Annotated in this window: 19 protein-coding genes; 11 read left to right on the forward strand and 8 right to left on the reverse strand. The window is 41.6% G+C overall.

The features are described from left to right. Positions 1-6 precede the first annotated feature (6 nt). Entirely contained in the window at positions 7-438 is a 432-nt protein-coding gene (locus FW757_RS10730; protein WP_446441204.1) for a MarR family winged helix-turn-helix transcriptional regulator, read from the reverse strand. Between the two features lie 129 nt (positions 439-567). Between FW757_RS10730 and hmgA the strand changes: the two genes are divergently transcribed. After that, positions 568-1,869 carry a homogentisate 1,2-dioxygenase gene (hmgA, locus tag FW757_RS10735; protein WP_446441205.1) on the forward strand — a complete coding sequence of 434 codons (1,302 nt, stop codon included), beginning with the start codon at positions 568-570 and terminating at the stop codon, positions 1,867-1,869. Positions 1,870-1,876: 7 nt separating this feature from the next. Then, positions 1,877-2,506 carry a maleylacetoacetate isomerase gene (maiA, locus tag FW757_RS10740; protein ID WP_182739507.1) on the forward strand — a complete coding sequence of 210 codons (630 nt, stop codon included), beginning with the start codon at positions 1,877-1,879 and terminating at the stop codon, positions 2,504-2,506. 6 nt (positions 2,507-2,512) lie between these two features. On the opposite strand, the gene FW757_RS10745 is transcribed toward maiA, so the two are convergent. Then, positions 2,513-2,746, reverse strand: coding sequence for a TIGR02647 family protein (locus FW757_RS10745; protein ID WP_145234371.1), 234 nt, complete (start codon positions 2,744-2,746; stop codon positions 2,513-2,515). A gap of 181 nt (positions 2,747-2,927) precedes the next feature. On the opposite strand from FW757_RS10745, the gene FW757_RS10750 reads away from it, so the two are divergent. Both FW757_RS10750 and FW757_RS10755 read left to right on the forward strand, forming a co-directional pair. Beyond that, on the forward strand, positions 2,928-3,230 hold the full coding sequence (locus FW757_RS10750; RefSeq protein ID WP_149979980.1) for a DUF1496 domain-containing protein: 303 nt from the start codon (positions 2,928-2,930) through the stop codon (positions 3,228-3,230). 65 nt (positions 3,231-3,295) lie between these two features. Then, positions 3,296-3,562 carry a VF530 family protein gene (locus tag FW757_RS10755; RefSeq protein WP_145234376.1) on the forward strand — a complete coding sequence of 89 codons (267 nt, stop codon included), beginning with the start codon at positions 3,296-3,298 and terminating at the stop codon, positions 3,560-3,562. A gap of 42 nt (positions 3,563-3,604) precedes the next feature. Here FW757_RS10755 and FW757_RS10760 read toward each other — a convergent pair whose 3' ends face one another. Continuing rightward, positions 3,605-5,233, reverse strand: a complete 1,629-nt coding sequence (locus tag FW757_RS10760; protein WP_446441206.1) for a diacylglycerol kinase family protein — start codon at positions 5,231-5,233, stop codon at positions 3,605-3,607. 274 nt (positions 5,234-5,507) lie between these two features. Beyond that, positions 5,508-6,509, reverse strand: a complete 1,002-nt coding sequence (locus tag FW757_RS10765; protein ID WP_182717589.1) for a branched-chain amino acid aminotransferase — start codon at positions 6,507-6,509, stop codon at positions 5,508-5,510. A 363-nt stretch (positions 6,510-6,872) separates the two neighbouring features. Between FW757_RS10765 and FW757_RS10770 the strand changes: the two genes are divergently transcribed. From FW757_RS10770 to FW757_RS10800, 7 genes are all read left to right on the forward strand, one after another. Next, positions 6,873-7,412, forward strand: coding sequence for a sigma-70 family RNA polymerase sigma factor (locus FW757_RS10770; protein ID WP_149980373.1), 540 nt, complete (start codon positions 6,873-6,875; stop codon positions 7,410-7,412). Next, a complete protein-coding gene (locus FW757_RS10775) occupies positions 7,409-8,098 on the forward strand; it encodes an anti-sigma factor (RefSeq protein ID WP_149979977.1) in 690 nt (229 codons plus the stop codon). Before FW757_RS10770 ends, FW757_RS10775 begins: the two co-directional genes overlap by 4 nt. 174 nt (positions 8,099-8,272) lie before the next feature. Continuing rightward, a complete protein-coding gene (locus FW757_RS10780; protein ID WP_149979976.1) occupies positions 8,273-9,865 on the forward strand; it encodes a DUF4331 domain-containing protein in 1,593 nt (530 codons plus the stop codon). A gap of 11 nt (positions 9,866-9,876) precedes the next feature. Further along, complete coding sequence (locus FW757_RS10785; protein WP_149979975.1) at positions 9,877-10,392, forward strand: Ig-like domain-containing protein; 516 nt, start codon at positions 9,877-9,879, stop codon at positions 10,390-10,392. A gap of 51 nt (positions 10,393-10,443) precedes the next feature. Continuing rightward, a complete protein-coding gene (locus FW757_RS10790) occupies positions 10,444-11,451 on the forward strand; it encodes a hypothetical protein (protein WP_446441207.1) in 1,008 nt (335 codons plus the stop codon). Beyond that, positions 11,448-12,566 (forward strand): HupE/UreJ family protein, encoded by a 1,119-nt coding sequence (locus FW757_RS10795; RefSeq protein WP_446441208.1) that lies wholly within the window; start codon positions 11,448-11,450, stop codon positions 12,564-12,566. Before FW757_RS10790 ends, FW757_RS10795 begins: the two co-directional genes overlap by 4 nt. Before the next feature lie 140 nt (positions 12,567-12,706). Next, positions 12,707-13,294 (forward strand): GNAT family N-acetyltransferase, encoded by a 588-nt coding sequence (locus FW757_RS10800; RefSeq protein ID WP_145234394.1) that lies wholly within the window; start codon positions 12,707-12,709, stop codon positions 13,292-13,294. A gap of 91 nt (positions 13,295-13,385) precedes the next feature. Here FW757_RS10800 and FW757_RS10805 read toward each other — a convergent pair whose 3' ends face one another. The 4 genes from FW757_RS10805 to FW757_RS10820 all read right to left on the reverse strand — a co-directional run bounded on the left by FW757_RS10805 (position 13,386) and on the right by FW757_RS10820 (position 19,848). Continuing rightward, entirely contained in the window at positions 13,386-14,000 is a 615-nt protein-coding gene (locus FW757_RS10805; protein WP_182717593.1) for a TetR/AcrR family transcriptional regulator, read from the reverse strand. A gap of 137 nt (positions 14,001-14,137) precedes the next feature. Beyond that, positions 14,138-15,547 (reverse strand): efflux transporter outer membrane subunit, encoded by a 1,410-nt coding sequence (locus tag FW757_RS10810; protein ID WP_182783530.1) that lies wholly within the window; start codon positions 15,545-15,547, stop codon positions 14,138-14,140. Between the two features lie 5 nt (positions 15,548-15,552). After that, positions 15,553-18,678, reverse strand: a complete 3,126-nt coding sequence (locus tag FW757_RS10815) for an efflux RND transporter permease subunit (RefSeq protein ID WP_182717595.1) — start codon at positions 18,676-18,678, stop codon at positions 15,553-15,555. Positions 18,679-18,690: 12 nt separating this feature from the next. Beyond that, positions 18,691-19,848: an efflux RND transporter periplasmic adaptor subunit gene (locus FW757_RS10820; RefSeq protein WP_182739500.1), complete on the reverse strand. Its 1,158-nt coding sequence runs from the start codon at positions 19,846-19,848 to the stop codon at positions 18,691-18,693. Between the last annotated feature and the right edge of the window lie 237 nt (positions 19,849-20,085).

Here is a 20,085-nt window from a genome sequence, read left to right on the forward strand (position 1 = left end):
TTTGTTTTATTCATCTAATTTACTAGTTAACTTATCTAAACAACTAAGCAAGGTTTGATACTCGGCTTGAGTTAAAACATCCAATAGATTCTTCTCCCACGCTAAAGCAGCTGGGGCTAACTGCTGATACAAGCTCAACCCTTGCTCACTCAACGCTAACAAGCTGGCGCGTTTATCTGCCGGATCGATTAAACTCACCACATAGTGCTTATCTATCAATGCCTTAATTGCCCGTGATACAGTGGATTTATCCATTGCTGCTTGCTCACACAATGCTTTTGCGTTGCTTTGTCCAAACTGGGCTAAATTAAACAAAATACGCCACTGAGGAATGCTTAAATCACTTTGCTGTTGATACACGGGTGCAAACTGTTCACTCATTTTACTGGCTAAGTTAGCCAAACGATAAGGTAAAAATGTCTCTAAATCGAGAGCCATGGCGGCTATGTCCTGTTAATTTACAATCATGTTTAAGTGTCCATAAATATGTACAGTGACAAAAAGCATGATGTTTGAATTTAGTCTCACTTGAGAGTATCTTACAGTAAAACATAAAGGAGTCGAGTGATGACCAGCGAATTAAAATATATGACAGGATTTGGCAATGAGTTTGAAACCGAAGCTCTGTCTGGCGCATTGCCTATTGGGCAGTTTAGCCCGCAAAAAGTAAAATACGATTTATACGCTGAACAATTTAGTACCACCGCATTTACTGCGCCGCGTGCTGATAACCGCCGCACTTGGATGTACCGTATCCGCCCATCGGTTGTCCAAGGTGATTACAGCGCAATTGATAACGGTTTAATTCGCACCGCTCCAATTACCGAAGTCCCAACTCCACCTACGATGCTTCGTTGGGATCCAATTGATATTCCAACTACGCCAACCGATTTCATTGATGGTTTGATCACTATGGCTGCAAACGGCAGCGCCAATGGCCAAACAGGAATTGGCATCCATGTTTATGTAGCGAATAAATCAATGACTGATCGTTATTTTTATAATGCCGACGGCGAAATGTTATTTGTGCCGCAGCAAGGTCAGTTACTGCTGAAAACAGAATGTGGTAATTTAACGGTTAAAGCGGGTGAAATCGCAGTGATCCCGCGTGGCATTAAATTCCAAGTCGTTTTGCTCTGTGATACTGCTCGTGGTTATATCTGTGAAAATTATGGTCATGTTTATGTGTTAGCTGAGCGCGGCCCAGTGGGAGCCAACGGCTACGCTAACGACCGTGATTTTCAATACCCTGTTGCTGCCTTTGAAGATAAAGAAGGTGAGTTTGAGTTGGTTGCTAAGTTCAACGGTAATATGTTCCGCTGTGATATAGGCCACTCCCCTTTAGATGTTGTAGCCTGGACGGGCAACAGTGCACCCTATAAATATGATTTAGCACGTTTTAATGTAATGAATACAGTGAGCTTTGATCATCCGGATCCGTCTATTTTCACAGTACTGACATCACCATCAGGCACAGAAGGCGTTGCTAATATTGATTTTGCAATTTTTCCTCCACGCTGGATGGTGGCAGAAAACACTTTTCGCCCACCCTATTATCACCGCAATATTATGAGTGAATTTATGGGCTTAATTGAAGGCGTGTACGACGCCAAAGAGCACGGCTTTGTACCAGGAGGCATGAGTTTACATAATTGTATGTCACCGCATGGCCCAGAAGCTGATGTATTTGAAAAGGCCTCTAACGCAGAGCTTGAACCGCAACGCTACGAAAATACCCTCGCGTTTATGTTTGAATCACGTTACGTTATTTCACCAACAAAATACGCATTAGAAGGCAAAGAGCGCCAACCTAACTACACTGATTGCTGGCGAACTATTAAAAAACACTACAGTGGCCCACAAGGATAATTGAACCATGAAACTTTATACATATTTTCGTTCATCTGCCGCATATCGCGTGCGTATTGCGCTTAATTTAAAAAATATTAAGCATGAGTTAGTAACTGTTAACTTACTAAAATCTGAGCAACAAGCACCTGAATACCTAGATAAAAACCCACAAGGGTTATTACCTGCGCTGGAAACCAATGACGGTGTACTCGCACAATCGATGGCAATTTTAGAATACCTTGAAGAAACACATCCCGACACACCACTATTATTTGGTGATGCCTGGCAAAAAGCCCAGATCCGTAATTTATGTTATGCCATTGCCTGCGATATTCACCCTATTGATAACCTACGGGTACTGAAATATTTAAGCGGTGAACTTGGTGCTGACGATGCAATCAAAAATACCTGGTATCGTCATTGGGTAGAGGTTGGTTTTGAAAAAATTGAACAGCTACTTGATCATACAAATGAATATTGTGTGGGTGATAAACCTAGCCTTGCTGATGTGTGTTTAGTGCCGCAAGTATTTAATGCTTATCGTTTTAACGTCGATATGACTGCGTATCCGAAAATAGCAGCCATTTATGAACGTTGTAACAAGCTTGATGCATTTATTGATGCTGCACCACAAAACCAACCGGATGCAGCCTGATATTTTTTAATTACCCAACGCACTGTGTAGCACGGTTACGTGCTCTATCAGATCTAAGCCCAGATCGGTTAAGTAACCGCCATCTGGGCTATCTATAATACCTTTATCAAACAATCGTTGTGCCGCGCTTAATAAGCTTTCATCAGCATCACTATGTAACTTAATACCTTGCATTTTACTGGTTAATGGAAATTTTGCTAACAGTGTAAATTCGTCAATCATCGTTTGTTTAAATTGCATGTGTTCACCTTGTCTTTAGAAAATTATTTTTGTGGATTTTACCCTAACACATTTTATGGCCAAGTCACCCTAAAACCCTAAGTGGGCTGGTTTAAACGCATTTAATTGCAACTGAAACTAGTATTTTAGGGTAACTTAGGTATAAGCTTAGTGTAGTTATTTTTTAATGCAAAGGCTAAATATGCGAATTATAACGATTATAGGCATCTGTTTTATCAGTGTAATTTACTCGGCTAATAGTTTCAGTAATAATCAAAAACCAGCCTTGTTTCTTGACGCAAAAAATATAGTTAGCGAGCAGCAACTCTGTTGGTTTGAAGATCAACGCTACAGTGAAGGTGCAATTATTTTAATGGCTAATGTGCGGGTGATCTGTGCAGCAAAAAATCCTCATCACAATAATAGCGCGTTAAATTGGTTAATGCTCAACGAGCAAAATGAAATTATTTACCCAACCGCCCCTAAAACAATTCGCGTTAATTAATAGAATTGGTATCAACGCACAGTTACGTTACAATAGCAGCGACTTTTATCAAGCAATAGTGAATTATGAATCAGCAAGCAAACAACCCGTTACATGGCATTACACTCGAACAAATAGTAGTAAAACTCGAGCAAACACTTGGCTGGAAAGCAATGGGTGAGCATGTTGATATTCGCTGTTTTAAATCTGACCCAAGTGTAAAATCGAGCCTTAAATTTTTACGTAAAACACCTTGGGCTCGTACCAAGGTCGAGCAGTTATACCTCGATAACTGTGTCGATGCACAACCGCAAAACAGTGGCTTTGTGTGGCCTAGTATTAAAAAGAAGTAACAGCCATTGCGCGTTATAGCTTATAACGCGCAACAAGTTCAGTTACTCGACCTGCTCTTCTGCACAGATCACCGCCAGTGATTGCGGAGTAATTTCAATAGTTAGTTTATCAGCACTTTTAACTTCACCATCAAGTACATATTTTATTTCCTGAGTCGCCGATATTGCAACGCGGCGCGCATTGGTATGATGTGAATTAATCGCAAAATGTGCTTGGGTAATACTGCTAAATACCAGCTCAGCAATACTTAATACATTGGCTGATGCGTCTTGGTTTGGAGTGAGCCAATTAACATCGAGCAAGCCATCGTAATGATCTGGCTGTCCCCCACCTTGCGCTAGTAAAGTAGTAAAAGGTGCAGCATTAGCGACAATTAAACTATTGGTATGTATTTGCTGCGGCTCGTTATCATCTAGCTGTACGGTGAAATCTTGGGCTTTTTGTTCACCCAAAGCTTGCCAGAAGCCCTGTAAATATGCGAACTGACCAAGCTCATTTTTAGTATCCCGATCGGCTTTTTCAATCATGTGTTGTTCAAAGCCAATCCCTGCTAACAACAACATCAACTCACCATTGCAATATGCTGTATCCATTTGCTTGGTTTGCCCTTCAATAATCAAATCACATGCTACTTCCACAGGGATCAACTTTGACTTAATTCCCATTAACACATGTGCTAGAGCATTGGCCGTGCCAAATGGGATAATACCTAATTTACAGTCTGTGTTTACCAAAACACTTGCCACTTCTGCCACTGTGCCATCGCCGCCGCAGGCGATGATCATATCTGGTTTATCAGCTATCGCTTGTTTGGCCAACACAATCCCATTTTGCTCGACTGATGTGATCATCACTTTTAAGTTATAATAAGCAGATAAACGCGCAACAATTAAATGCTCTTTTTGCTGCCATAACTTAGTGCCGGAAACTGGATTAGCAATTAATACCGCTTTATTTTTGATTAATAACTCACCCTTTTTATGGCGTTTAACTAGTTGACGCAGTTGGTGTTTATTTAAATTAGCGGTTTCGCGTGTTTCTTTTATTTGCGCAAGCACTTGATGTACATCAGCCTCCTTATTTTGACTGAGTAAATAAGCCGCCATCACAAACACTGAACGACCACGACCCAACGCACAATGCACCACCACACGACGATTATCTTTAATATGATGGGCAATCCAGTTAATCGCTTGATTAAGCTGCGAACGTGTTGGGACTCGATGATCAAGCACAGGGATATTTAAATAGTTTATGTTTTCTTGTGTTGATGACCATTCAAGTCCATCAAATTCACAGGTTACATCTAAAATCGCGGTAATACCGTTATCTTTTAAAGTATCTATATCTGAAGGGAATAAGCGGCAGGCTAAAAATAAGTGTTCGTTAATTTGTTGTAATGGCGGTACTTTATCGTGCTTTCGGCTCCACGCGTTATAAACTTGTGCGCCCAATAAAAAAGGTATGAAAGCCCAACGAATGTAAAACGGGATAACACCGTTTTCTCGTTTACGAAAAATTTTTGCAATATTAAAAAAATAGGCACCGCTTACCAGTAATAGAGATAAAGCCGTCCAATAGAATAGCAGCGAAAAATAGCTAGGACTAACCTGCCACCCCATAATGATAAATACAATTGCCAGTAATAAGTAACTTATTGCGGCCCACATAAACGCTCCTTTTGTCGTTAGTTATACCCAAACAGAAATGCAATCTATGCGCCACTAATAAAATTTCACAGAAATAAATATTCATATATATTTCATAGCATTAAGATATCAACTGATTAGTTTAGTGATACTTGCTGTGTTTACATACGTTATTTTTACACACCTTTGCAGCTAACTTACACAGTTGAAAGTATAGATTATTAAATAATTTAGACCATAAAAAAGCCTAGGTTATAAATAACCTAGGCTTTTTATAAAAACATATCGTTTAACTTTACACGTCGATTTTGGTTAACCAGCCATGGGTGTCTGGTGCTTTACCCCATTGAATATCGTTAAGGGCTTGGCGCAAACGCATTGTCGTTGGCCCTGCTTCACCACTGCCCACTTTGTATTCTTTATCATTATGAATAAAAGTACCCACTGGGGTTAATACCGCAGCAGTGCCAGATAAAGCAGCTTCAGTACCCGGTTTTGCAGCACGCTCAAGTAATTCAGTGACTGTAAAATTGCGCTCGGATACTGTCATACCTAAATCTTTAGCTATGGTTAAAATACTGCTGCGCGTCACGCCATGTAAAAAGGTGCTATCTAGCGCTTTAGTAATAATTTCATTACCATCAATTAAAATAAAGTTTGCGGCACCAGTTTCTTGTACATCACCGCCTGGGCAGAATAGAATTTGGTCGGCTTGATGTTGCAAGCGTGCTGCCGTAATGGGTGCTAATGCACTAGCGTAGTTACCACCACTTTTGATCATACCCATGTGCGGGGCACAGCGCATACCATCTTCTTCTAGTAATACTCGCAGCGCAGTCGCGCCACCAGCAAAGTAATCACCCACAGGTGATAATAGCACATACAATAATGAACTTAATGACGGCACAGCCGCTTTACCAATGGCAGCTTCAGTACCGATATGAGTTGGACGAATATACATAGAGCCCGGTGGTAACGGCGTTTCATCAGCATACTGGCGGACAATATCAATGATCATTTTTTCAAGCTTGGCTCCATCAACTTCAGGTAAGCTTAATAAATGCGAGCTTTGTTTCATGCGGGCAATGTTAGCGTCCATGCGGAAAATATAGACTGAGCCGTCTTCATGGCGAAATGCTTTTAACCCCTCAAAACATGTACTTGAATAGTGAAGAACATGTGCACCAGCATGAAGTTCAATTTTATCTGACGGAACAACAGAGCTTTCGCTCCAAGCGTTATCAGTAAAACGTGCTTGAATCATCTGCGGCATAAATACGGTACCGAATGCGGCCATTTTAATCTCTCTTATGTGGTCTACTTTTACCCCATTGTATGACATTCATGCACTGTTTAACCATAACTAAAACAAGGCATTTATTGGAAGTAACAGGATTTTTTGCAATTTCGTCAGTATTTAACTTTGGTAGGTCCTATTATTCTGCTTTGCGGCGTCATTTCCAGCTCTCTAAACGATGAATGTAGGACTGCAGTCTCAGATATAAAACTGATCGCCGCAACTTGATAAGCCGTATTTTACTGCTAGGCTAACTGGTGGAAAAGCATGAAAATAATGATAAGCACCCATCATTTAGTTGGTTTTTTGCATCCATTTTACATCATCATACGTTTACTAACTGACAATAATAATAGGAACTCTATGGAAACCGACGAATTATTACCTCTACTAAGTGCAACCGCGCAGGGCAATAAACAGGCATTTGCTAAATTGTATAATGCCACAAGCGCAAAGCTGTTTGCGATCAGCTTAAAAATGTTAAGCAATCGTGCTCATGCCGAAGAAGCGCTGCAAGATGCATTTGTGAAAATTTGGCACAATGCATCTGATTATCAAGTAACCAAAGGCACAGTGATCAGCTGGATGATCAGCATTGTTCGTTATCGTAGCTTAGACTCTTTGCGCTATCACAAAGTGCGTAAAGAGCAATCCTTAGATGACGACTCTGCAATCTCAGATGATTTAACTGACTCACCTTTAGCTATTGATTACGAAGATAAAAGTAAACTCGTTGATTGTATAGAGCAACTAGATGAACAGCAAAAACAAGCGATCCACTTAGCCTACTACAAAGGCTTGACTCACAGTGAGTTAGTTGATCATATTGATACTCCGCTTGGCACAGTAAAAAGCTGGATCAGACGCGGCCTGCAACAGTTGCAAAGGTGCTTAACGTTATGAATTATGACAATCAAAAACTCATCGATATGTTGGCGGCTGAATACGTGTTAGGGACCTTAAAAGGCTCTGCTCGTAAACGCTTTCAACGTTTAATGCTCTCATCAAATCGTGTTCGAGAAGCAACCTGGATGTGGGAGCAACATTTAAATAATTTAGCCAGCTCAATCAAATCTGTGCCGCCAGATAGCCACGTTTGGGAAGCAATTTCACAGCGTATTGACCCACAGCAAGCAGTGGTACCAAACAATGTTATTCAACCTAAAACAAGTATTTGGCAAGCGTGGTCGTTAATTGCTACCGCAGCAAGTATCGTATTAGCTTTGATTATTTGGCAGCCACAAACGCCTGTCGGGCAAAACACTCAGCAAATTGCGCTGTTTAAAGATGCCAGCGAAAAACCATTATGGTTTATCGATATCAACGAACAAGGTTTATCAATAAAAGCCAGCGACAAATTGACCGCCAGAACTGATAAGGATTATGAACTGTGGATGATATTAAAAGGTCAAGATGCACCTATTTCGTTGGGCCTTTTACCAAAAGATGGCGTTAAATCGCTATTAAAAGACTCACGTTTCAACGCGCAAGATATCGCATTACTTGCCATAAGTTTAGAACCTATTGGAGGCTCACCAACAGGCTCTCCCACCGAAGTACTTTACACAACTGAGTTAATTTTACTGTAAGTAAACCAACAACACGCAATAAAAAGCCAGCAAAAGCTGGTTTTTTATTCCATTAAATTCAACGAGGTAATTTTAAATATACATTTCATTAATATTTTTTACTTTTTATTGCATCCAATGGTAATTGCTTTGCGTATTAGTAGTGACCACTATCTAAAACTAAAGGACAAAGTCATGAAAGCTTTAACTCCCTCAATATTAGCAGTTGTAGTATGTAGTACCTTAGTAAGCGTCCCATCAGAGGCGTCAAGTCACCGTGAAGCTCCAAATATCAGTCGCTTCCCGACTTTAGATTCAACAGATTTTTATGCATTTAACAGTTATGAACAAGGCCGTGGTGATTATGTCACCCTGATTGCAAACTATATTCCATTGCAAGATGGCTATGGCGGACCTAACTATTTTGCCATGGATCCTGATGCAACCTACAGCATCCATATTGATAACGATGGCGATGCGATTGAAGATATTAGCTTCGCCTTTAACTTCAAAAGTATGCTGCCTAATGACAATCAAGGTGTTGCATTAACCGTTGGCCCTGAAGGCAACCAACGTACTGTTGCTGTACCACTCAAAAATGTTGGTGGTGTTGCAGCTGGCAATAATGCCGCAGTTAACTTTAGCGAATCATACACTATGACGATGATCGCTGGTGATCAGCGTACAGGTAGCAAAACCATGCTAACTAATACCATGACCAGCAGTAATGAATTCCACAAGCCACTTGATTATATTGGCGATAAAACGTTTTCATCAATGGATGGTTATAAAAGCTACGCAGCGCAATTTGTATATCAAGTAGCGATCCCAGGCTGTGACGGTATGGCAAAAGTATTTGTTGGCCAACGTAAAGACCCATTCGTAGTGAACCTAGGCAAAACCTTTGACTTAGTGAACTATGTGCCGGTAGAAGGCGACAGTGCGCCGGGCGCAGGTGATGGCGCGGGCTTCCCTGGAGGCATTACACAATCGGCAGATAATGATGACTTAGCAGATAAAAATGTGACCGCAATTGCTATCGAAGTACCTAAAAGCTGTGTAGTTGGTAATGGCAACGGCACTATTGGTACATGGACTACAGCAAGCTTACCGCAGGCGCGTATTCTAAACCCGAATGCTAAATTTGCTAACAATGCAGTAAACGGTGGTGCGCTTACTCAAGTATCTCGTTTAGGTAATCCACTTGTTAATGAGTTGGTAATTGGTTTAAAAGACAAAGATACCTTCTCAAGTTCACAGCCTAAAGACGATGCTCAATTTATTGATTATGTTACCCACCCTTCTTTACCAGAGCTTTTAAATATTCTGTTTAAAGATGCGGTTAATACCACCTTAGGGGCAAATCTAGCGACCCTTGCACCAACGAATTTTCCACGTAATGACTTAGTAACTGCATTTCTAACTGGTTTCCCGGGCGTTAATCAATTAGCCACTGTTACAGGTGCTGAAATGTTACGTTTAAACACAGCAATTGCAGCTAAAGCACAGGCAGATCAATCAGCATTTGGTGTTGCTGGTGATGATTTAGCCGGTTTCCCAAATGGCCGTCGTCCTGGTGATGATGTAGTTGATATTGCGCTACGTGTGGTAATGGGTCGCTTATGCTACCCAATTCCAGTAAATGGCACAAATACTGATTTAGGCCTGTGTACATCTGATGATGCCAGTGTAGGTAACGTACCATTTACCGATGGTGCACCAGTGAACGCTACGATGATGGATGCAAGCTTTCCATATCTAGCAACTCCACTTGCAGGGTCTAAATAAGGAGAACACTCATGCAACATTTTAAATTATCACATCTTGGGTTATTGCTTGCTGCGCTTACACTCAGCGGCTGTAGCAATGATGACGACCATAACACCGTCGAGATACCACCGATGGTAAATAAAGCACCTACAGCAACAGCTGATATGGTAACCACACAAACCGAAGTTGTAATTGAAGACATGCTACAAGGTTCTGATCCTGAAGGAGATACTCTTACCTTCAGTCTGGTTACTGAGCCAATGCTAGGCATGGTAGTGGTTAATAGTGATGGTAGTTACACCTATACGCCGAACCTTGAAACTACTGGCTCTGATAGCTTTACCTTTGCAGTCAGTGATGGGGTAAACAGCCAAGTTACTGCGATGGTTGATATCACTATTGAAGCACTTGAAGTCGATTTTGCACTACTAGGCCGTGCAGCATTTAACCAAGCGGCTACCGATAAGCCACTGAGTGTGAACGGCCGTACATTCACAAATGCGGATGAAAATGCCACATTTGACGATTTGTTAGGTAACAACTAAATCACACAATAATACTTGCAGGCCATGGATGGCCTTTTTAAGGAGAATGCTATGATCACCCGTGCTTTTACTTACCTTTGTTTATTGATCTCAGTTAATGCAGGGGCTGAACCTTATACGCCAGCAGATGACGAGATCATCGCAAAAGCCCGCGCAATAAATACCGCACACCTTAATCAAGACGAATTAATGACGTTACTGATAAATAGCCAACTAGTAGGTCAAACTGAGCTTCGCCAAGGCTTATTAAAAAACCAGTTACAGCAGCGCTATGCGCAATCTCCCACACCACAAATTGGCTACATGTATGCACGCGTTTTACAACGTGAACATCAATTTTCAGCAGCCTTAGCAATCACCGATGCAGTACTAAAACGCGATCCTAACCATGTTAACACCCATCTATTACGCGCCAATATGCTAATGGTTCAAGGTGACTTTAAAGCCGCTAAACAACAATGCTTAAAACTCTTGGGTCTAACAGCAATGGATGTAATTAATACCTGTACATTTGATGTACTAAGCCAAGACGGTCAATTAGCACAAAGTTATCAAAGTTTAGCGAACAGTATTACAAGTAATAAACAAAGCGATGATACCCGCCATGTATTGGCTGAAATGGCACTGAGACTCAATAAACCCGATGAAGCGCTCGCTCATATCCAGTCATTGCCATTAAAAACAGCCCCCGTCAGCCTTGTAGTGTTATGGGCAGATATTTATTTAGCGCAAGGGAATTATCAAAAAGTGCTAAACACTTTGCCTGCACTGGTAAATGATCAACAAAATTTAGAAGATGCCTTGTTGCTGCGCTTGGCAATTGCAGAGCAACACTACAACGATACCTCGCTGAAACAATGGCAAAATTTAATGGCGCAAAGAGTGGCGCTGCGTGAATTACGTCAAGACCGTTTTCATGCCAGTGATTTAGCTCACTATTATTTAGACATCAATAAACAGCCAGAAAAAGCCCTATACTGGGCAAAAATAAATTGGCAACAAGCTAAGCTTGATGCCGATCAGCAATTACTTACACGTGCGCAAGGAGCCTCTTTATGAACGCATTTGTAACTGCGTTTTTTTGTAACCTGTGTTTATTTTTCATGTTGCAAGGAACAGCTCAAGCACACCAATTAAGTACCAGCTATATTAATTTAAACGCAACCGATGACAGCCATTTTACGGGTAGTTGGCAAATCAACGTTGCCGATTTAGAGCAACAGGTGGCGTTTGATTTAAACCAAGATGGGGCTATAGCATGGCATGAGATCAGTGCAAAACATAGCGCCATAAGTGATTTTGTCCTGACCTCACTGACAGTAACATCAGCGGACAAGCAAGCATGTACGCTTACCAGCGACGCTCCGTTGCAGCTTGATAGTCATTTTAATCAACCCTATGTAGTTGTTCAATTGCAATTATCCTGCCCAGCTCTGGGCACCAACCACAGCGCCATAGCATTTCATTATCAGGCATTTTTCGATACTGATGCCAATCATAAAGCAATTGTCACTATCAATCATCAAACTCGTGTGATGAGTAAAAATAATACCCTTCAAACTTTTGATTTTACTAAAAGCAGTTACCTCACCACTTTTAATCAATATGTTTACCAAGGAGTGCTGCATATTTGGCTCGGACTTGACCATATCTTATTTTTAATTGCATTGTTGCTTACCTGTGTATTAGTAAAAAAATCAGCAAAATGGCAAGGTGTAGAATCAAAAGTCACGATCTTCAAACACACCGCATGGATAGTTACCGCATTTACTTTGGCGCATTCAATCACTCTGACCGCCACTGCAATGCAATTAGTTACACCTAACAGTCGCTGGGTAGAACTGGGGATCGCTATATCTGTGTTGTTTGCAGCTCTTAACAATATTTGGCCATTAGTTGTGCGTTTAGGCTGGGTCACATTCGCTTTTGGTTTATTACATGGCATGGGCTTTGCGAGTGTATTAGGTGAATTAGGGCTATCCAGTGACTATCAATTACTCAGCGTGCTAGCATTTAATTTAGGTGTAGAGATAGGCCAACTGGCTATATTAGCAGTTACATTACCAGTCCTTATTTGGGCAAGAAACTATCACTGGTATCAAAAATGGGTGATGCCTGCAGGCTCACTCGCCATCGCGATCATCGCGCTCCAGTGGTCAATAGAACGGATTTGAGGGTATTGATTTATAGCTGAAATCAACAAATTAATTGTAAAATTCACTGTGTAAGTTGCTATCATTGAATCCTTAAAGGATCATCTCTATGTACAAAACGTTGAGATATTAAACAATGGTTTTAGGAGTAAGGGAAATATATGCAGTGGTTAAAACCAATGCCATTGGTTGGGCACTTTATAACGCTTGAGGTGTTAAGCTTACATCATATAGATGAATTAAAACATGCGGTGCTTGATGGAGAGTCTTGGAAATTATGGTATGCCAATGTTCCTTCGCCAGAACAAATGCACAGTTATGTTGAGCGGGCAATTATTGAAGCCAAAAACGGCAATAGCGCCTTCGCCGTAAGGTGTAATAGTAGCCATAAAATAGTTGGCACAACTCGATTCTATAACGTAGACGCACAGCATCAGCGCGCATTACTAGGCTACACATGGTATGCCAAGGCTGTACGAAGAAGTCCTGTAAATACTGAATGTAAACTTTTGATGTTGAAGTATTTATTTGATACTCACAATGCCATTGCAGTTGAGTTTAGAACACACTTTTTTAATCAACAGTCGCGAAAGGCAATTGCAAGGCTAGGCGCTAAACAAGATGGTATTTTACGCAGCCATCAAATAACAAGAGATGGATCGATTCGCGATACTGTTGTTTATTCAATTATTGCATCAGAGTGGCCAGCCGTGAAGAATCATTTACTGAACAAACTAAAATATACTTAACTTATAATTTAAGGTTTGCGCTTTAAGCCCCAAAATAACGCAGCAAAGAGGATTAAACGACACCTCTTTGCGGTTAAGGCCTCGGCTCTAATTAGAACGGTATAAGCAACACCCGCATTGCCGGGCGAAGCGCTAATAATAGCGTGGCTTTATCAACATGTGGATTAAGGGTTTTGCGTATGGTGATCCCATTTATCATTGCAAACATCACTTCGATACGGCTTTCAAGTTCAGTTGCACTAAGATCTTTTATCAAACTGCGTTCACTCAATAAAAGATTTCGCATTTTCTCTCTGGCGTAACAATCAGACTTTCGCAACTGCTCTGCCACTTTATCGTTGCGCGCAGCTTCAGCGAACATCTCTAAATCGAGTGCTCCTTGGTTTACATCAGTATGATGTTCCACTGCATAGTCTAGACCATCGAGTAGAATCGTTACTAAGTCACCAGGTTGATCTTCATACTCCTGAAAAATAGAGAACAGCTTTTCCATATCCTGTTCTATAATCGATTCAATGATCGCTTCTTTACTAGCAAAGTAATTGTAAATATGTCCTGCGCTCATCCCTGCGGTCTTTGAGATCTCGGCCATTCCTGCGCCATGATAGCCTTTTCGTCTAAAACAATCGGCCGCAGCACTAAGCACTTGCTCACGGCGTGCTTGCACAAGTGCAGGGTCGGTTTGTCTTTTAGATTTTTCTTTCATAGTAACTCCGAAAAGCGCTGCTTTTCTTTAACCTAATAATTATCACTAGCTTATATGCCCTTTTACATCAACTTTGTCAGTTGCCACAAAGAACTTAATAAACTAGTGATAAACTATATAGTGGTGCAGCCTAGCGGCTATTCACTCTGTTGAGCCGATCGTTGCCAACCGCCTCCAACCGCTTTATACAAACTAATTTGGCTCGTAATATAGGCTTTTTTACCGCTAATGAGTTGTTGCCCTGCACTGTACCAATTACGTTGTGCATCCAGCACTTGTAAATAGCTATCGGCGCCTTTTTCAAAGCGAGCTTCAGAGAGTGTAAACGACACTTGATTACTGTTATACAGATCTTCAAGCGCACTTAGCTGCTGCATATAGCCTTCCCTATCGGCAAGCGCATCAGAGACTTCTTTAAATGCCTGTTGAATCGTTTGTTCATAGGTAGTTAGCGCAATCTGTTGTTGAGTTTGCGCAACATCTAAGTTTGCTTGATTACGACCCATATTAAATATCGGTATCGTGATCGATGGCATAAAGCTCCAAGTGCCAGTGCCACTTGAAAACAAATTATCTAGATCACTCGACGCACTCCCTGCATTAGCCGTTAAGCTAATGCTCGGAAAAAATGCCGCCTTCGCAACACCGATATTAGCGTTAGCAGCTAATAACTGAAACTCTGCTGCTTTAATATCAGGACGTTGCTCAAGTAACTCGGATGGTAAGCCTACAGGCACGGTCGGGAAATTTAGTACTTCATCTAAACTCTCAACAGGTAACAACTGCGCTGAAACCGGCTGACCGACTAATAAATCAAGGGCATTTTTATCACGCTTTAACAAGCGCTGATAGTTAGCAATATCAACTTTTGCGGTGGCTACAGTGCTCTCAATTTGTGCCAACGTTAACTTTGATGCCGCGCCAAGTGCATAGGTTTTTTCGGTTAACGCCAGTGATGCCTGCTGACTTTTTAGGGTTTGCGTAGCAAGCGCTAACTGCTCTTTATCAGCAGCGTAATTTAGCCACGCAATTACCAACTCAGAAATTAAGCTAATTTTTACACTCGTTTGAGTTTGCTCTGACGCGTACAAAGTTTGCAGTGCTTGATCAGATTGATTACGAATTTTGCCCCATATATCGAGCTCATACGCGGTCATCCCCACGGTAGCTTGATAGCTATCGCTAATTTGTGCATTACCGGTTGACGTTAAGTCTCCCGGTAAGCGCTGACGCGTGCCCGACGCAGCAAAATCGATTGACGGATATAAGGCAGAGTCTTCGATTTGATAAAGCGCACGAACTTGCTGCACATTAAGTGCGGCAAGTTTAAGGTCTTTATTATGAGCTAATGTTTGTTCAATCAAGTGTTGCAACTTTTCATTCGCAAAAAACTGCTGCCATCTTAAATCAGCCGTATTACCTTGTTCGCTCTGTATTGCGTAGCTATCAGGCACCGGCAACACGATATCTTCACGCGGAGGTGCCATTTGGCAAGCACTGAGCACAAATATGCTTAGACTCGCTAGGCTTAACGTTTTGAATGTCATTATGATTACTCCTGTGTCACAGTTTTATGTTTACCTGGAAAAACTCTGCGCACTAATACAAAGAATAACGGTACAAATATCACAGCCAATATTGACGATGCGAGCGTGCCACCTATGACAGAGATACCTAGAGCATTTTGTGCACCAGAACCAGCACTTGATGCAATAGCTAAAGGTAGAACGCCACAAATAAATGCCATAGAAGTCATTAAAATTGGTCGTAGTCGTAGCTTAACAGAGTTAATTGCAGCATCCACCAGCCCCATGCCTTCATCCATTTTATGAATTGCGAACTCAACAATCAAAATGGCATTTTTAGACGCCAGTCCTATGGTAGTCAACAAGCCTACTTGTAAGTAAATATCATTTGATAAGTTACCTATAAAGGCAGCCATTGCAGCGCCGAATACACCTAAAGGAACAATCATCATTACCGCAGCAGGCACCGACCAACTTTCATACAATGCAGCTAAGCACAAAAATACCACTAATAACGACAACGCATACAATAATGGCGCTTGACCACCACTTAAACGTTCTTCATACGAAATACCAGTCCATTCAAAGGCAATCCCGGTTGGTAACTGGCTAACCAATTTCTCCATTTCATCCATGGCTTGACCGGTACTATAGCCTGGCGCTGCTGCACCTTGAATTTCCATTGCCGAAAAGCCGTTATAGCGTTCAAGACGCGGCGAACCATAGGTCCAGTACGACTGAGCAAACGCGCTAAATGGCACCATATCGCCATTACTATTACGTACATACCATTTATCTAAATCTTCCGGCACCATACGAGACTCTGGCGTACCTTGTAAAAACACTTTTTTTACTCGACCACGGTCGATAAAGTCATTCACATAGCTACTACCCCACGCGGTAGACAAAGTACTATTGATATCTGCTTGGGTCAGCCCAAGTGCTTGCGCTTTTGCTAAATCAATATCCAGTTCAAGCTCTGGTTTATCTTCTTGACCATTAGGACGAACGCCCGCTAATACAGGACTTTGTGAAGCCATGCCTAGTAGCATATTTCGCGCTTCGAGTAATTTGTCGTGACCAAGCCCAACCCTATCTTGTAAAAACAAGGTAAAGCCATTGGCAGTACCAAGCTCAACAACCGCAGGTGGTGGGAAAGCAAAAACAAAGGCTTCTTTTATCGTAGAAAAATAACCCATAGCTTTACCTGCAACTGCACCAACCGATAAATCATCGCGTTGACGCTCATCCCAGTGTTTTAAACCAACAAAGCCAAGCGCTGCATTTTGCCCAGAGCCTGCGAAGCTAAAGCCAGTTACACTAAACACAGAACGAACAGCTTCAGACTGATCTTCTAGGAAATGTTTTTCCATTTTCTCAACGACTTTTAATGTCTGCTCAGTGGTTGCTCCTGCTGGTAAACTTACTTGATTGAACAAAATACCTTGGTCTTCATCAGGTAAAAATGCTGAAGGAAGTTGTGAGAAAATATAGATCATACCGCCAACAATTAAGCCGTAACACAATAAATAGCGCTTACTTTGCTTGATCATACGGCTTACAAAGTTTTGTGCGCCGGTATTGGTCTTTTCAAAGCCACGGTTAAAGCCCATAAAAAAGCGACCAATAAATGATGAGTTATTATGTACGTGGCTCGGTTTTAACATGGTTGCACACAGTGCTGGTGTTAAAATAAGTGCCACTAAAACAGATAAACTCATAGCAGTTACTAAGGTTACTGAGAACTGACGATAAATAACCCCTGTCGAGCCTGCAAAGAACGCCATTGGGATAAATACGGCCGATAACACCATAGCAATACCAACTAGTGCACCTTTGATTTCATCCATCGATTTTCGCGTAGCTTCAAGCGGTGAAAGTTTTTCTTCGGTCATCACCCGCTCAACGTTTTCAACCACCACGATGGCATCATCAACTAACAAGCCAATGGCCAGTACCATAGCAAACATGGTCAAGGTATTAATTGAATAACCGAGTACTTGCAGCACAGCAAATGTACCCAATAAAACCACAGGCACTGCAATAGTAGGAATTAGAGTTGCTCTAAAGTTTTGTAAAAACAAGTACATAACTAAAAACACTAACACCACGGCTTCGATTAATGTACTCACTACTTTTTCAATTGATAATGATACAAACGGAGTGGTGTCGTAAGGTACAACACTGGCTAACCCTTCAGGGAAAAAAGGCTCTAGTTCAGCCAATGCAGTTTTAACACCCGCAGCAGTATCAAGAGCGTTTGCACCACTGGCAAGTTTAATACCTAAACCTGACGCTGGTTTACCATTAAAGCGCGCCACAACACCGTAGCTTTCACCGCCAAGTTCGACTTTTGCGACATCGCCTAAGCGAACTACAGAACCATCCTCATTGTTTTTGACAAAAATATTGCGAAATTGTTCTGGTGTTTGTAAGCGACTTTGCGCAGTCACAGTGGCATTAAGCTGCTGCCCTGAAATCGCAGGTAAAGCACCAAGTTGACCTGCCGATACTTGCGCATTTTGAGCACTAATAGACGCACTAATATCTGCAGGAGTCAGTTTATATTTTTGCAGCATACTAGGGTCTAACCAGATACGCATCGCATACTGTGAGCCAAATAACTGCACTTCACCTACGCCATCAACGCGCGACACGATATCTTGCACATTGGATGCAACATAATCACCAATGTCGATATTATTCATGCTGCCATCTTCAGAAACAAAACCAACAACCATTAAAAAGTTACGTGCAGATTTAGCAACAGATACACCTTGGCGTTGCACTTCTTGTGGCAATAACGGGGTTGCCAAGGCAAGTTTATTTTGCACTTGAACTTGTGCAATATCTGGGTCGGTATCAGCATCAAACGTTAGTGTTAAAGTTGCCGAGCCATTTGATTCCGAGGTTGATGACATATACAACAAGCCATCTAATCCTTTCATCTTTTGTTCAATAACCTGCGTAACAGTATCTTCTAACGTACGTGCGGAAGCACCTGGATAATTAGCTTGAACACTAATTGCCGGAGGCGCAATAGACGGATACTGAGCAATAGGTAGCGCTTTAATTGCAAGTATACCCGCCAACATAACAATAATGGCCAGTACCCATGCAAAGATAGGCCGGTCGATAAAAAATCGTGACATTAAAATGCTCCGTTATTGAGTTTTAGCAGCTGAGTCGGCAGGCACTGCATTAACAGGTGCGCCCGGTGCTATTTTTTGTAAACCTTCAACAATCAGTTGATCGCCGTCGTTCAAGCCACTTGTCACTAACCAGTTAGCACCTACTGTGCGGTCAGTTTTTAATACTCGCGCTTCAACAGTATTGTCTTTACTCACCACCATCGCTGTAGGCTCACCTTTGCTATTACGACTCACACCACGTTGTGGTACTAAAATAGCATCAGACTTAACACCTTCAACAACCACAGCTCTGACGTACATACCTGGTAATAATAGCTTTTCTGGATTTGGAAATTCTGCTCGTAAAGTCACTGAGCCAGTGCTTGGATCAACAGCCACTTCAGAAAACTGCAAAGTGCCAGTGTGCGGATACACTGAGCCATCTTCCATAGTGAGTTCAACCTTTGATTGCGCAGTAAGATCTTTGTCAAGCTCACCATTGGCAATCGCTTTTTTCAAGCGAGTCAACTCACTACTTGACTGTGTAAGGTCAATATAAATTGGGTCAAGCTGAGTGACGGTTGCTAACACGGTTGCTTGATTAGCACTTACCAAAGCACCTACGGTCACGTTCGATTTGCCAATTTGACCACTAATAGGTGATGAAACCTTACTATAGTTAAAATTGATCTGTGCGGTTTTAAGCTGCGCTTGAGCCGTTAATAAATCAGCCTGGGCGCCTTTATAGCTTGCGTCGGCTTCATCAAAATCTTGTTGGCTGACCGCTTTTATTGCTAGTAACTCAGAATAACGATCTGATTTAGCCTTTGCATTAGCAATGCTTGCTTGTGCCTTACTAATAGCGGCTTTACTGGTTGCCACTTGCGCTTCAAATGTAGCTGGGTCGATTTGATATAAAGCCTGACCTTTTTTAACTTCAGCACCTTGAGTGAATAAACGTGATTGAATAATACCGCTTACCTGAGGACGAATCTCCGCCACTTGAGACGCAGTTACTCGTCCAGGAAGCTCCTTAGTAAGTGTTAATGGTTGGCTTTTTAATGTAATTACGCCAACAGGAGCTGGCTGCGAAGCAGGCGCATTCGCCTGCTGAGTTTGATCGCAACCGGATAAAGCAACTGCACTTGCCAAAGCGGTGACAGTAAAAAGAACGACGCGAGAACGCTGCATGTTAACTACCCTTAATTTAGAATGAACGATCATTCTAAATTAAATTATTACATTTTCCAATGTTAATTGAGAATTATTTTTAAAAGATCTAAGAGCATGTAAAGTGATGTAAAAAGACTTGACGGTGAGCTAAAAAACAGAACAACTCGATTGCTAATTGCAGGTACAAAAAGAGTTAATTTTATCTTTAATGAGCATAACAATGCAGATGCAGTAAACATTAAAAGTAGTCATTTT

The organism is Pseudoalteromonas sp. 1181_04, assembly GCF_052850545.1.

Coding starts and splice junctions, on each gene's coding strand:
- FW757_RS10730 (WP_446441204.1), bottom strand. CDS start 438: ATGGCTCTCGATTTAGAGACATTTTTACCTTATCGTTTGGCTAACTTA.
- hmgA (WP_446441205.1), top strand. CDS start 568: ATGACCAGCGAATTAAAATATATGACAGGATTTGGCAATGAGTTTGAA.
- maiA (WP_182739507.1), top strand. CDS start 1,877: ATGAAACTTTATACATATTTTCGTTCATCTGCCGCATATCGCGTGCGT.
- FW757_RS10745 (WP_145234371.1), bottom strand. CDS start 2,746: ATGCAATTTAAACAAACGATGATTGACGAATTTACACTGTTAGCAAAA.
- FW757_RS10750 (WP_149979980.1), top strand. CDS start 2,928: ATGCGAATTATAACGATTATAGGCATCTGTTTTATCAGTGTAATTTAC.
- FW757_RS10755 (WP_145234376.1), top strand. CDS start 3,296: ATGAATCAGCAAGCAAACAACCCGTTACATGGCATTACACTCGAACAA.
- FW757_RS10760 (WP_446441206.1), bottom strand. CDS start 5,233: ATGTGGGCCGCAATAAGTTACTTATTACTGGCAATTGTATTTATCATT.
- FW757_RS10765 (WP_182717589.1), bottom strand. CDS start 6,509: ATGGCCGCATTCGGTACCGTATTTATGCCGCAGATGATTCAAGCACGT.
- FW757_RS10770 (WP_149980373.1), top strand. CDS start 6,873: ATGGAAACCGACGAATTATTACCTCTACTAAGTGCAACCGCGCAGGGC.
- FW757_RS10775 (WP_149979977.1), top strand. CDS start 7,409: ATGAATTATGACAATCAAAAACTCATCGATATGTTGGCGGCTGAATAC.
- FW757_RS10780 (WP_149979976.1), top strand. CDS start 8,273: ATGAAAGCTTTAACTCCCTCAATATTAGCAGTTGTAGTATGTAGTACC.
- FW757_RS10785 (WP_149979975.1), top strand. CDS start 9,877: ATGCAACATTTTAAATTATCACATCTTGGGTTATTGCTTGCTGCGCTT.
- FW757_RS10790 (WP_446441207.1), top strand. CDS start 10,444: ATGATCACCCGTGCTTTTACTTACCTTTGTTTATTGATCTCAGTTAAT.
- FW757_RS10795 (WP_446441208.1), top strand. CDS start 11,448: ATGAACGCATTTGTAACTGCGTTTTTTTGTAACCTGTGTTTATTTTTC.
- FW757_RS10800 (WP_145234394.1), top strand. CDS start 12,707: ATGCAGTGGTTAAAACCAATGCCATTGGTTGGGCACTTTATAACGCTT.
- FW757_RS10805 (WP_182717593.1), bottom strand. CDS start 14,000: ATGAAAGAAAAATCTAAAAGACAAACCGACCCTGCACTTGTGCAAGCA.
- FW757_RS10810 (WP_182783530.1), bottom strand. CDS start 15,547: ATGACATTCAAAACGTTAAGCCTAGCGAGTCTAAGCATATTTGTGCTC.
- FW757_RS10815 (WP_182717595.1), bottom strand. CDS start 18,678: ATGTCACGATTTTTTATCGACCGGCCTATCTTTGCATGGGTACTGGCC.
- FW757_RS10820 (WP_182739500.1), bottom strand. CDS start 19,848: ATGCAGCGTTCTCGCGTCGTTCTTTTTACTGTCACCGCTTTGGCAAGT.